Origin of the sequence: Arthrobacter sp. ISL-85 (genome assembly GCF_018613675.1) — a bacterium.
Taxonomy (GTDB): domain Bacteria; phylum Actinomycetota; class Actinomycetes; order Actinomycetales; family Micrococcaceae; genus Arthrobacter.
The window spans coordinates 139,531-152,894 of record NZ_JAGGPQ010000001.1; the positions used below are offsets into that span (position 1 = coordinate 139,531).

Annotated in this window: 10 protein-coding genes; 6 read left to right on the top strand and 4 right to left on the bottom strand. The window is 67.6% G+C overall.

Features of this window, described 5'->3' with window-relative positions; translation table 11 throughout:
* Window positions 1–51 precede the first annotated feature (51 nt).
* Window positions 52–651 (bottom strand): hypothetical protein, encoded by a 600-nt coding sequence (locus tag J7I84_RS00705; RefSeq protein ID WP_214939228.1) that lies wholly within the window; start codon window positions 649–651, stop codon window positions 52–54.
* A 428-nt stretch (window positions 652–1,079) separates the two neighbouring features.
* Between J7I84_RS00705 and J7I84_RS00710 the strand changes: the two genes are divergently transcribed.
* Window positions 1,080–3,515 (top strand): phosphoketolase, encoded by a 2,436-nt coding sequence (locus J7I84_RS00710; protein ID WP_214939231.1) that lies wholly within the window; start codon window positions 1,080–1,082, stop codon window positions 3,513–3,515.
* A gap of 4 nt (window positions 3,516–3,519) precedes the next feature.
* Here J7I84_RS00710 and J7I84_RS00715 read toward each other — a convergent pair whose 3' ends face one another.
* The 3 genes from J7I84_RS00715 to J7I84_RS00725 all read right to left on the bottom strand — a co-directional run bounded on the left by J7I84_RS00715 (window position 3,520) and on the right by J7I84_RS00725 (window position 6,298).
* Window positions 3,520–4,302, bottom strand: coding sequence for a DUF429 domain-containing protein (locus J7I84_RS00715; protein ID WP_214939234.1), 783 nt, complete (start codon window positions 4,300–4,302; stop codon window positions 3,520–3,522).
* A 19-nt stretch (window positions 4,303–4,321) separates the two neighbouring features.
* The gene (locus J7I84_RS00720) at window positions 4,322–5,644 is read right to left on the bottom strand and encodes a carboxylesterase family protein (protein ID WP_214939320.1); all 1,323 of its coding nucleotides are present in this window, start codon (window positions 5,642–5,644) and stop codon (window positions 4,322–4,324) included.
* Between the two features lie 165 nt (window positions 5,645–5,809).
* Complete coding sequence (locus J7I84_RS00725; protein ID WP_214939237.1) at window positions 5,810–6,298, bottom strand: inorganic diphosphatase; 489 nt, start codon at window positions 6,296–6,298, stop codon at window positions 5,810–5,812.
* 155 nt (window positions 6,299–6,453) lie between these two features.
* Here J7I84_RS00725 and dacB point away from each other — a divergent pair, with 155 nt between their 5' ends.
* From dacB to ftsH, 5 genes are all read left to right on the top strand, one after another.
* Complete coding sequence (dacB, locus tag J7I84_RS00730) at window positions 6,454–7,950, top strand: D-alanyl-D-alanine carboxypeptidase/D-alanyl-D-alanine-endopeptidase (RefSeq protein ID WP_214939240.1); 1,497 nt, start codon at window positions 6,454–6,456, stop codon at window positions 7,948–7,950.
* 181 nt (window positions 7,951–8,131) lie between these two features.
* A complete protein-coding gene (locus J7I84_RS00735; RefSeq protein WP_214939323.1) occupies window positions 8,132–9,277 on the top strand; it encodes a zinc-dependent metalloprotease in 1,146 nt (381 codons plus the stop codon).
* A 138-nt stretch (window positions 9,278–9,415) separates the two neighbouring features.
* Window positions 9,416–10,489, top strand: coding sequence for a tRNA lysidine(34) synthetase TilS (gene tilS / locus J7I84_RS00740; protein WP_214939327.1), 1,074 nt, complete (start codon window positions 9,416–9,418; stop codon window positions 10,487–10,489).
* 30 nt (window positions 10,490–10,519) lie between these two features.
* The gene (gene hpt, locus J7I84_RS00745) at window positions 10,520–11,071 is read left to right on the top strand and encodes a hypoxanthine phosphoribosyltransferase (protein WP_142042755.1); all 552 of its coding nucleotides are present in this window, start codon (window positions 10,520–10,522) and stop codon (window positions 11,069–11,071) included.
* Window positions 11,072–11,299: 228 nt separating this feature from the next.
* The gene (ftsH, locus tag J7I84_RS00750; RefSeq protein ID WP_214939243.1) at window positions 11,300–13,363 is read left to right on the top strand and encodes an ATP-dependent zinc metalloprotease FtsH; all 2,064 of its coding nucleotides are present in this window, start codon (window positions 11,300–11,302) and stop codon (window positions 13,361–13,363) included.
* Window position 13,364 lies beyond the last annotated feature (1 nt).

Below are 13,364 nucleotides of genomic sequence, written 5' to 3' on the forward strand. Positions count from 1 at the left end.
CCCAAGGCAAGCCCCGGCAGTAGGTGACGACGGCGGACTCGGCTGCGGCAGTTAACCCACTGCGAGGATCAGCCCCAGCAGCCTCGCGGCGGCAGGCCGGGCGGCATGTTCCTCATTCCATTGCGCCCGTGCCACCGCCTTGCTGACGGCCTGGGTAGTGATGCCGAGTTCCTGCGCCACTGCTTTCTGCTGGCCGCGGACTCCGGGGGTCAACAGGTCCAGCACCCGCCATTCGGCACCTGAGCGGTCCCGCACAATGTGGCCCAGCAGCCGCAGGATTGCTTCGGCGTCGTGGGCAACATCGGCCAGCGGACCCTCCACCGCAACCGGGACCCGCTCTTTGCTGTTGCGGAGCCGGTCCACGGCCCGGCGGGCATAGACCAGGCCGTGGCCGGAGGCATCCTTGATCTGGTTGGGCAACGGCTCGTTCACCGGCCCTGCGCCGATCCCCACGTACCAGTGCCCGCTCCGCAATGCGATCAGCGCGGCGTCCACGGCCTGGTGCGGGCAGTCGACAATGCCCTGGACTTCGTCCTCGACTGACCGGTCAAAATCGAGGCGCGCGGGAATGTGCCGCAGCGCCTTGAGCAGCTGCGGCACCTGGTCGCCGTCGCGCCTGCTGTCCGTTTGGTTGATGGTCAACGTGAACATTCTGGGTCCACACTACCCGGAAGTAGGTACGGCGGAACGGCCGGTTTTGGAAGGCACCGCAAGCCCGGTCAGGACTCTGCAGACAGCTGAGGGACCGCGCAGAGTGGACGCGGACCCTCAGCCGTAGGCCGGGTGGCTGACGGGCCCGGGTCAGTTGTCCTGTCCGGCCGCCGCGCCGGATGCCGGCCGCCTCCAGTACCGCGGAACCGGAGCCCGAGGCGCCGGTCGCCTTGGCGTGGCATGTCTTGGTCTCCCCATATTGATGTTCCCAGCCTCCGCCTCAACGAAAATTAAGCTTGCTCAGCACCCTTCGGGTGCCCAAGGATCACAAGGCAAGGTTCGACGGCGGGGGTTGCCTGCCTGCCCCTTCATCTGTTGCGATGGGGAAACGGCCGCCTGCAGCGGCAACACCCGACGTTAGGATGGTTATGGCCGGCAGCACTGGGCAGGATGAGATGCAGGACGAGATGCAGGACGAGATGCAGCAGGCCACCATGGAACAGGGGGAGCTGGAACTCGTTGACAGGTGGTGGCGCGCGGCCAACTACCTTTCGGTGGGGCAGATCTACCTGCGGTCCAATCCGCTGCTGCGGGAACCGCTGCAGGCGGAGGACACCAAGTCCCGCCTGCTGGGCCACTGGGGCACCACGCCCGGGCTTAACTTCGTCTACGCCCACCTGAACCGCGTGATCCGCCGCGACAACCTCGAGATGCTCTTTGTGGCCGGTCCCGGGCATGGTGGTCCCGCCGTCGTCGCCAATGCCTGGCTGGAGGGAACCTATTCCGAAATCTATGCGCATGTGGGCAACGATGAGGCGGGCCTGGCCGAGCTGTTCCGGCAATTCTCCTACCCGGGCGGCATTCCCAGCCACGCCGCCCCGGAAAGCCCCGGCTCCATCAGCGAAGGCGGTGAACTTGGATACTCCCTTGCCCACGCCTACGGATCGGTGTTCGACAACCCCCAGCTGGTGACCGCCGTCGTGATCGGCGACGGCGAGGCGGAGACCGGGCCCCTTGCCGCCAGCTGGCACTCGCACAACTTCCTGGACCCCGCAGTGGACGGCGCCGTGCTGCCCATCCTGCACCTCAACGGTTACAAGATCGCCAACCCCACCGTCCTGGCCCGGATGCCGCAGGATCAGCTGGAGCAGCTGCTGCGCGGGTATGGCCACGAGCCGTACTTCGTGACCGTGGCGGATCCGGACAACACGGAGCAGGCGCACCGTGATTTCGCGGCCGTGCTGGACCGGTGCCTGGCCGATATCAAGGCCATCCAGGACGCCCACCGGCAGAATCCGGACGCTGAAAAGGAGGGGGAGGGCGGGCATCACTGGCCCATGATCGTGCTGCGCTCGCCCAAGGGCTGGACCGGACCCCACATCGTGGACGGGCTGCAGGTGGAGGGGACGTGGCGGGCGCACCAGGTGCCGCTGGACGAGGTCCGCACCAACGGCGAGCACCTGAAGCAGCTGGAGGAGTGGCTGGAGTCCTACCGACCCAACGAGCTGTTCGACGGCGACGGCCGGCTCCGGCCCGACGTCGCCGAAGCCGCGCCCACCGGCGACTTCCGGATGAGCGCCACCCCGCACGCCAACGGTGGCGTGCTGAGGCGCGCGCTGAGGCTGCCCGCCTACCAGGACCACGCCGTCGAGGTCCCCACTGCCGGCGTCGAGCGCGTCAGCCCCATGGTCACGCTGGGCTCATGGATGCGGGACGTGATCGCGCACAACATGGAGAACTTCCGGCTGTTCGGTCCAGACGAGACGGCGTCCAACCGGCTGCAGAACGTCTACGAGGTCACCGACAAGGTGTGGCAGTACCGGATTGACGACGTCGACGAGCACCTGGCGCGGTCCGGCAGGGTGATGGAGGTGCTGAGCGAGCACCTGTGCCAGGGCTGGCTGGAGGGCTACCTCCTGACCGGCCGGCACGGGGTCTTCAACTGCTACGAGGCCTTCGTCCACATTGTCGATTCCATGTTCAACCAGCACGCCAAATGGCTCAAGGTCTCCCGCAGGCTGCCGTGGCGCCAGCCGGTGCCGTCGCTGAACTACCTGCTGTCATCCCACGTGTGGCAGCAGGACCACAACGGGTTCTCGCACCAGGACCCGGGCTTCATCGACCACGCGGTGAACAAGAAGGCGGAGGTCATCCGGGTGTACCTGCCGCCGGACGCCAACACCCTGCTGTCCGTCATGGAGCACTGCCTGGCCTCCACGGACTACGTGAACATCGTGGTCAGCGGCAAGCAGCCCTCGCCCACCTGGCTTGGCCCGGGCGATGCCGCCAACCATTGCCGCCGCGGCCTGGGGATCTGGACGTTTGCCGGCTCTGAGGTCCCCGGCGAGGAGCCCGACGTCGTGCTGGCCTGCGCCGGGGACGTTCCCACCGTGGAGACCGTGGCCGCCGCCGAACTGCTTCGCGATGGCGCGCCCGGACTCAAGGTACGGGTGGTCAACGTGGTGGACCTGATGCGGCTGCAGGACGAAAGCGAGCACCCGCACGGCCTTCCTGCCCATGACTTCGACGGCATCTTCACCGCGGACAAGCCCGTCATTTTCGCCTACCACGGCTACCCGGCGCTGATCCACCGCCTGGCGTACCGCCGCACCAACCAGCAGGGCTTCCACGTGCACGGCTACAAGGAGGAGGGGACCACCACCACCCCGTTCGACATGGCCATGCTGAACGGCATTGACCGCTTCACCCTTGCCATCGACGCGATCGACCGGGTGCCGGGCCTGGCCGAGAAGCACTCGCTCCTGCGCCAGGACCTGCAGGACAGCCGGAACCGCGCCCGCGAGCACACCCGTACCCACGGCGAGGACCCGGAGGAGATCCGGAACTGGAAGCTGGGCGGCTGACCTACTAAAGCGGGAGTTCGTCCATGCCGCAGGAGGGCAGGTGGATCCAGCCTTCGCTGCGGGCGGCGGCTGCGTGGGCGGCATCCGGCCGGAGCGTACGACGACGGGCGGTGGCCCGGGCGGCCAGCGAGGCAATGACGGCGTCGAACAGGTCGTCCGAACCGGCTAATTTGTCCTGGTGCCCGGCGAGGTCCAGCCACGGCGCCTGCTCTTCGAGGGCCGCCAGCAGGAGGCCCAGGCGCTCGGCTTCGGGTATGCCGCGGCCCTTGTAGCCGCGCCCGTTGAGGCCCCAGATCTTCAGTGCTGCGGCCGGGTAGACCTCGGCAAGCCGGCCGGACCCGTCCCGCGGCTGGGGGCCGTGCAGCACCGCGATCTTCGCCTGGATCACCGCGCAGCGCATGGCCGGGTGCGCCAGCCGGTCGGCGGAGACACTCAGCGGGATGAGCCCTGTTTGGCGCGTGACGAACCGGTCCGTGTCGCGGTAGGCAAGCAGCCGCCTGCCTGCGATCCCGTCGTGCTGGAGGACGGGTCCAGCGTCGAAGTTCAGGTGGCCGGTGAGGAACGGGACCAGCGCGTCAGGCCAGCCCAGGGGACAGTCGACGCCGGTCATGTCACAGGTGCCGAACAGCTCCACGATCTCCTGGTCGCCGACGTCCAGGGCCAGGTGGGTGAGCCGGGCGGTGCCGCCGGAGTCCTGGGAGCTGACGCTGGAGGTACTTTCCCATTCGATGATGGCGACGGCGGTCTTCTTCGTCGCCGCAGCCAGATCCACGCCCAGCGTCCTCACGGGCAGCCCATCATGGCATTCAGGCCGAGCGGTATCGCAGGACGCCGGGGATGCTGCCGGCCCCGCCAAGGTCCGCGCCCCGTGCAAAGCCGGCCCACAGCGTGCGCATCTCCCGGCCTGCCGCCTCCACGTCTTCCCAGGGGGCGCCGGCGATCAGGCCCACACCGTCCCATGTCTTCCGGTTGCCAAGCAGCAGTGGGAGGTCGATGGTGTGGGCGGCGCCGAACATGTTGCCCGGGGCGTGCCAGTCCACCACATAGCGGTGGGCCCGGCCTCCGGCCCTGGCATGGCGGCGGGCGAACCTGCGGGTTGCACGGCCATACACGGTTTCGGTGACCACCCAGTCGATGGCGCGCACGGCGGCACGGCCCACCACTGGGACCGCGGCCAGGCGCATCAGGCGGGGGCTGCGGGGGAGGAACAGGCGGGCCTCCTCTGACGTATGGCCGATCAACACCTCGATGGCTGGCGCCGTGCGGTCCCACGCTGCTTCGATGCCGGATTCCTCCGGAAGGGGGTCGTGGCCATACTGCGTGCCAAAGGGCATGGCGGCCAGCATGCCGAATTTCCGGGCCACCTGGGTGACCCGCTCCTCAACCGCCACCACCTCCATGGCCGGCGTCTCCTCCGATACGGATTCGGCGGCAATCCCCATGGCGTGGTTCATCTTCGCCCGCCCCCGGGCGATGCCCAGCGGCGCGCTCTGGATGATGGCGCGCTGGAAGAGGGCGGGCGCTTCCGGCGTGGCCATCAAGTGGGCGATCGCGTCGCCGCCGGCAGACTGGCCGAACGCGGTGACCCGGCCCGGATCGCCTCCGAAAGCCGCTATGTTCCGCTGCACCCAACGGAACGCCTCGATTTGGTCCAGGAGTCCCAGGTTGCCGGGCCGGCCTGCCGGTGTGGCCAGGAAGCCGAACAGGCCCAGCCGGTAGGTTACGGAAACCACAATGACGCGGTTCTCGGCCACCAGCCGGGCGGGGTCGAAGATGGCCAGGTCCCCGGAGCCGGTGGTGTAGGAGCCGCCGTGGATCCAGACCATGACGGGCAGCGTGTCGTCCGGATTCAGGTCGCCGGGCATGGTGATGGAAAGGTTCTGGCAGTCCTCGCTGCCCGGAAGCTCGCCGTATTTCGTGCCCAGGACGTCATCGAGGAAGGGCACCGGCGCCTGCGGGCAGGCGGGCGCGGGGGAGGTGGCGCGAAATTCCGCAGTCCAGTCGGGGGCCGGCGCCGGCGGCTGGAACCGTTGGGCGGTGGCGTAGGGAATGCCGGTGGCGCGAATGACGTCGCCATCCCTCCGGCCGCTGACGGGGCCGCACGGCGGATGGAACAAGAGTTGGGACATCAGGGCTGGCTCGGAACTCACAGCCCCACGATGCCACAGATGTGCAGGTGCGGTTAAAGCGGAAAATCCCCGCCTCCCGGACGATTCCCCCTCGTACGGCGCGGGGATTTGTCCAGAAGGCGGGGATTAGTGTTGTAGGCCGAACCAACGGGCCTACCGTCAGGACTAGTGTCCGGTGGGGACGTAGCGCTTGATGGACGCTTCCAGTTCGGCTTCGGCGGCGGCGCGGTCGCCCCAGCCCTCGGCCTTGACCCATTTGCCGGGCTCGAGGTCCTTGTAGCGGGTGAAGAAGTGCTCGATTTCCTTGATCAGGAACTCGTTGACATCGCTGACTTCCTGGATGTGGTCAAAACGGGCATCCACGGGAACGCAGAGGATCTTCGCATCTCCGCCGCCGTCGTCGGTCATGTTGAAGACGCCGATGGGGCGGGACTCGACGATGACGCCGGGGTGCAGGTCGAAGTCCTGCAGGAGCACCAGCGCGTCCAGCGGGTCGCCGTCCTCGCCGAGGGTGTTCTCGAAGTACCCGTAGTGCGTGGGGTACTGCATGGAGGTGAAGAGGACGCGGTCCAGGCGGACGCGGCCGGTCTCGTGGTCAACTTCGTACTTGACGCGTGATCCCCTGGGGATCTCGATGGTCACGTCGTGCTTCATGGAATGCTCCTCGGCAATTGCAGGGGGTGCGCGGCACACTTGACGGGCCCACAAAAAAGAGTGTCGGTGCCGCCGACTATTATTGAGGATATAGCGAGAGGCCCTGGAATCAGGAACTTGTGGGGATATTTCCGGACTTGAGGACCAGCACCAGCATGACCAAAACAAGCGGCGGGGAACGGCTGCGCGCCCGTCGACGCCTGCGCCGGCGGAGCCCGGACGCGGGGCCCCACACGTCCTGGCCGCTGGCACTGGCCGCACTGATTCTGCTTGTCCTGGCCATCCCGGCAGCCATGCTGGTGGCCCCGGGATTCCTGGGCCCCGAGCCGCCGGCACCCACCCCTGCGCCGCCTGCCTGGCAACTGGCACCCGCCACCCTTGCTGCCCCGCAGGTGCTTGCACCGCTGCAGCCTTCCGCCCCGGTGCCCGTGCCCTCAGCGGTGACGGCCCAGCTGGAACCCGTGTTGAAGGCCGACGGCGGTGGTACTTTCACGGGCACGGTGCAGGACGCGCTCACGGGCCAGGTCCTCTTTGACCGGGGCGGGGCGGAAGGCCGGGTGCCGGCGTCGAACCTTAAGTTGCTGACTGCTGTGGCCGCGCTGCGCACCCTGGGTCCGGACCGCCGCTTCACCACCAAGGTGGTGCGGGGGCCTGCTGCCGGGCAAGTGGTCTTGGTGGGCGGCGGCGACGTCCTCCTGGGTGCCGGGGAGTCGCGGCCGGACGAGGTGATGGGCCATGCCGGCCTGGCCACCCTTGCCGCCCTGACATTGCAGGCGCTGCAGGCCTCAGGTACCGCAGGGGAGATCAAGGTGCTCGTGGATGACTCCCTGTTCGCAGGCCCGGTGTTGAACCCCAACTGGCAGTCCGGCGATGTGGAGGCCGGCGAAATTGCGCCCTTGTACCCGCTGGCCCTGAACTCTGCGCGCTTCGATCCCGCCGTCACCACGGGTCCCCGGCCCCAGGACTCCGCCATGACTGCGGCGGAGGCGTTCGCGGGGCAGCTCCGTGCGGCAGGTGCCGGGGCGGGACTCACGGTGACGGCCGGCGTCGAGCGTTCACCGGGCGCCGGCCTTGCCGGCGCCGCAGTCCTGGCCAGCGTTGACTCGGCTACCGTGGCGGAGCAGGTGGACCTGATGCTGCAGGTTTCGGACAACTACCTGGCCGAAACCATGGGCCGGATGACGGCGCTGGCTACCGGCCGCCCCGGTAGCAACGATGGTGCCACTGCTGCGGTCGCGGCCGAGGTTGGGGCTGCCGGCATCCCTTCGGACACCGTGAAACTGGTGGATGTCTGCGGGCTGGCCATGGGCAACCAGGTTTCCGCCCGCCAGTTCACGGATGTGGTGCGGACCATCGCCACCGGCGCCGACGGCAGGCTTCGCGCCGCGCTGGACGGCTTCCCGGTCGGCGGGCTGTCGGGCACCTTGGACAGCCGCTACGGGGATGCCACTACCTCCGGTGGTGCCGGGCTGGTGCGCGCCAAGACCGGGACCTTGAACACCGTGCTGGCGCTGAGCGGCTATGTGGTGGACGGCGACGGCCGGCTCCTGGTGTTCTCCTTTATAGGAAACGGCCTGACTCCCGGGGCTGCCGGCAATAAAGTCGCACTGGACCGGGCGGCCACCGCCCTGGCAGGTTGCGGCTGCCGCTAGGGCGGCTTGCTTGGATTTCGCGGCGCCCCGCTGCGACGCCAATGAGCGGCCGTGACCCGCATTAGCGGCGGGGCAGCAGCGGTTGCGCGGGCGAGGGCCGCTCCTGTGCAGTGGCTGTGGAAGTTTCGCCGGTCAGCGAACTTAAGGACGATCCCCGGCATGCTGTGTTCTGATGGGAACCATGGAGTCCACTGCGCGCGAGTCCGCATCGACGTTGTCCCCAACAGCCCAGTCCAATCAGGCCCAGTCCCTGATCAACTGGGACCTCGCTGCTTCTACCGCGGCGCGGCTGGCTCCCGCCGGTCCGGTGCTGGACCAGGCGGCCATCGGGGAGGCGGTGGACAGCCTGCGCCGGCTCGCGGACGCCTCCGTGCCTCACGTCCACGAAATTACCCGGCTGGAAGCGGCGCGGGACCTGCGCGACTCCTCCGTGCTTGTGGTGGACCGGGCGTCCTGGGCCAAGGCCAACACCCAAAGCTTCGCGGTGATGCTTAAGCCCGCCATGCAGAAGATGCTGGACAGCCGGCGCGGGAACCTCAGCCCCGCGGCCGCCCAGGTCAGCGGCGCCATTACCGGCAGCCAACTGGGCGCCGTCCTGGCCTTCCTGTCCAGCAAGGTCCTGGGCCAGTACGATCCCTTCGCGGCGCTGGCGGAGAACTCTACGGCCCCTGCTGCCGGCCGGCTCCTGCTGGTGGCACCGAACATCGTCTCGGTGGAGCGCGAACTCAACGTCGCACCGGAAGACTTCCGGCTTTGGGTATGCCTGCACGAGCAGACCCACAGGGTGCAGTTCGCGGCAGCTCCGTGGCTGCGCCACCACATGCTGGAACAAATCGACGAACTCAGCGGGCACCTCCTGGGCAATGTTGGTTCCCTGATGGAGCGCGCCTCAGCTGCCGCGCGTTCGCTGAAGGATCGTTCCGCCACGGGAAACACTCCCGGCCGCGGCGCCATCCTGGACCTGTTGCAGGACCCGGAGGAGAAGGCCGCCATATCGCACCTCACCGCTGTGATGAGCCTCCTCGAAGGGCACGCGAACGTGGTCATGGATGCCGTGGACGCCAGCATCGTGCCCTCCGTCAAGACCATCCGGCAGCGCTTCAACGACCGCGGCAAGGACCGCGGCGTGGTCGAAAAGTTCATCCGCAGCCTCCTGGGGCTGGACGCCAAGATGCGCCAGTACTCCGACGGCGCCCGCTTTGTCCGCGCGGTGGTGGACGTGGCCGGGATGGACGGCTTTAACAAGGTATGGGAGTCCGTGGACCACCTGCCCACCGAGCCCGAGATCCACGACGCCAAGCTGTGGCTCGACCGGATGGGCCTCTGATTGTCCCCTTCCGATTTGCCTGACAGCCGGTTGCCTGACGCCCGGCTGCCTGACAGCCAGTCGCCTGGCGTGCCGGCCGTGCGCAGCGGCCGACGGCGGCCCGGCAGGCTGGCGCCCGTCGTCGGCACCGCGCGCAAACTGCTGCAAAACGCCCTGGCCGACGCCGGCTATCCCCGCCATGTCGTTGTCGCGTGCAGCGGCGGCCCCGATTCCCTGGCGCTCGCCGCCGTCGCCGCGTACTTTGCGCGCCGCGGCCACGTGGACGGACACCCCCTGACCGTGGGTGCGGTAGTGGTGGACCACCAGCTGCAGGAGGGGTCCGCTGAGGTTGCCGCCCGCACCGCCGAGGCACTGGACGCGCTGGGCCTGCAACCGGTGGAAGTCCGTCCTGTCACGGTTGCCGGTGCGGGCATCGGCCCCGAAGCCGCCGCCCGCGACGCCCGGCATGCCGCTCTCGAGGCAGCAGCTGAGGAGCAGGGCGCGGAGGCAATCCTGCTGGGCCACACCCTGGATGACCAGGCTGAACAGGTACTGCTTGGCCTGGCCCGCGGCTCCGGAACGCGTTCCCTCGCGGGCATGCGCCCGGCCCGGGCAGGCGCCGGGAAGACCGTCCTGTTGCGCCCGTTCCTAGGCCTCCGGCGTGCGGACACGGAAGAGATCTGCGCCGTGGAGGAGCTGGACCCCTGGCACGATCCCACCAACGCCGACCCCTCCTTCGCGCGCTCACGGACCCGGGTGGAGGTCCTCCCGCACCTCGAGGAAAAACTTGGTCCCGGCGTCGCCGAATCCCTGGCCCGGACCGCCGCAATCCTCCAGCTGGACGCTGACTACCTTGAGGATGTGGCGGCAAGCGCCTACGCATCCCTCGTGGAGCGGGACGGCAGCGGGCTGAGCCTGCCGGAGGAGGCGTTGCGGACACTGGCACCGGCCATCAGGTTCCGGGTCATCGCCAAGGCAGCGGCCGACGTCGGCGGGCAGCAGCCCAGCTACCGGCGTCTGTTGGCGGCGGAGTCACTGCTCCGGCGGCAGGGCTCTGCCGGTCCCGTCGAGCTTCCCGGCGGCGTGAATGTGTACCGGCTGTCACTGGCACAGCTCGAGGAATCGAAGGACCCGGCCACACCGGGGACAGCGGGCGGCGCCGGTTCCGTTCCCCGCGAACACGCGCGCTGTGGGAAGCTAGTATTCCGGCCTCAAAAACCGCCCGCAAAATAGTCGCACCCCGCATCTAAACAGGAGCCATTGGTGGATTCAAACGACGTCCAGGCAGATCTCAAGCACGTTCTCTACTCGAGGGAACAGATCCAGCAGCGCATCACCGAACTCGCCGCGCAGATCGACAAGGACTACGAGGGACGCGAAATCCTCATTGTTGGTGTCCTCAAAGGTGCCGTGATGGTCATGGCTGACCTGGCCCGGGCGCTCCACAGCCACATCTCGATGGACTGGATGGCCGTTTCCTCCTACGGCTCCGGGACCCAGTCCTCCGGCGTGGTGCGCATCCTCAAGGACCTGGACACCGACCTGATGGGCAAGGATGTGCTGATCGTCGAGGACATCATCGACTCAGGCCTCACCTTGTCCTGGCTCAAGACCAACCTGGAATCACGCGGCACAGCCTCAGTGGAAATCTGCACGGCGTTCCGCAAGCCCACCGCGGCCAAAGTGGAGATCGACGTCAAGTACGTGGGCTACGACATCCCCAACGAATTCGTCGTCGGCTATGGGCTGGACTACGCCGAAAAGTACCGCAACCTGGACTTCGTGGGCACCCTGGCCCCGCACGTCTACGAGTAACCCCTCTGGCAGCACGGCAGTTCACGGCAATATTGCGGCCGGATCTGCCGCCAGAAGCGGTTCTGCGGAGGCCCTGGCGCACCCGCTACGCCCAAAGGGAACTTTTGCTTTTCGTTATGCGTGATTTACTCCGGACGGTGTATAGCTAGAAACTGACGCAGCACCATCACGCGCGCAGACTACTCGCCGTGAAGCACTACCGGAAGGGACGGGGTCAGCCCCGAACAGATGAAAGCTAAGAACTTCTTCAAAGGCCCGGGCATCTGGATCGTCGTTGTGGTCGGTCTGCTCCTTGTGGCTTTTGCAACGCTCGCCCCCGGCGGTGCGGCCCGGATCGATACGGACAAGGGCCTGGAACTGCTCTCCAGCAACAAGGTGGAGCAGGCCAAGATCTTCGACGGCGAGAACCGCGTTGACCTCACGCTGAAGGACAACCTGCAGGTGGATGGGCAGGACAAGGGCAAGAGCGTCCAGTTCTTCTTCGTCGATGCCCGTGCACAGGACGTGGTGAAGGCTGTCACCGACGCCAAGCCGGCCCAGGGCTTCACAGACCAGCCGATTGAGAGCAACTGGTTCTCGGGCCTTCTCTCCCTCCTGATCCCCGTCATCCTGCTGGGCGCACTCTTCTGGTTCCTGATGACCCGCATGCAGGGCGGCGGCTCCAAGATCATGCAGTTCGGCAAGTCCAAGGCCAAGATGGTCAGCAAGGACATGCCGCAGGTGACTTTCGCCGACGTCGCGGGCTCCGACGAAGCTGTGGAGGAACTGCAGGAAATCAAGGAATTCCTGCAGGAACCGGCCAAGTTCCAGGCCGTCGGCGCCAAGATCCCCAAGGGCGTATTGCTCTACGGCCCGCCAGGTACCGGTAAGACCCTGCTTGCCCGCGCAGTTGCAGGTGAGGCCGGCGTCCCCTTCTTCTCCATTTCAGGCTCGGACTTCGTGGAAATGTTCGTCGGCGTCGGCGCGTCCCGCGTCCGCGACCTCTTTGAGCAGGCCAAGGCGAACTCGCCCGCGATCATCTTCGTGGACGAGATCGACGCCGTAGGCCGCCACCGCGGCGCCGGCATCGGCGGCGGCAACGATGAACGTGAGCAGACCCTCAACCAGCTGCTGGTTGAAATGGACGGCTTCGACGTCAAGACCAACGTGATCCTCATCGCGGCCACCAACCGGCCCGACGTCCTGGACCCGGCCCTGCTGCGTCCCGGCCGTTTCGACCGCCAGATCGGCGTGGACGCACCGGACCTGATTGGCCGTGACCAGATCCTGCAGGTGCACGCCAAGGGCAAGCCGATGGCCCCGGGCGTGGACCTGAAATCCGTGGCGAAGAAGACGCCCGGGTACACCGGTGCCGACCTCGCCAATGTGCTGAACGAGGCCGCGCTGCTCACCGCGCGCTCCAACGCCAACCTGATCGATGACCGCGCCCTGGACGAAGCCATTGACCGCGTGATGGCCGGCCCGCAGAAGCGCAGCCGGGTCATGAAGGAGCATGAGCGCAAGATCACCGCGTACCACGAAGGCGGCCACGCCTTGGTTGCCGCTGCCCTGCGGAATTCGGCTCCGGTCACCAAGATCACCATCCTTCCGCGCGGCCGTGCCCTGGGCTACACCATGGTGGTTCCGGAGAACGACAAGTACTCCGTCACCCGCAACGAGCTCCTGGACCAGATGGCCTACGCGATGGGCGGCCGCGTGGCCGAAGAGATTGTGTTCCACGATCCGTCCACCGGTGCCTCCAATGACATCGAGAAGGCCACCGGCACGGCGCGCAAGATGGTGACCGAGTACGGCATGAGCGAACGCGTAGGCGCCGTTCGCCTGGGCCAGGGCGGCGGCGAACCCTTCCTCGGCCGCGACGCCGGGCACGAGCGCAACTACTCCGACCAGATCGCCTACGTGGTGGACGAGGAAGTGCGCCGGCTGATCGATCAGGCGCATGACGAGGCCTACGCCATTCTCACGGAGAACCGCGACGTCCTGGACCTGCTGGCACTCGAGTTGCTCGAGCGGGAAACGCTGAACCAGGCCGAGATTGCCGACATCTTCCGGGACGTCCGCAAGCGCGACTTCCGGGAGGTGTGGCTGTCCAAAGAGAGCCGCCCCGTCCAGATGGCCGGCCCGGTGGAATCGCGCCAGGAGCGGGCCGAGCGCGAAGCGCAGGAGGAAGCCAAGAAGGCCCGGCTGGACGAACCACTGGACGCCCAGCCCCCGCATCCGCAGGGCGTTCCGGAGGATGCTCCGTTCCAGGGAGGCACCCCCGACTCGGGGCCCGACACCCTTCGCGGCTAAG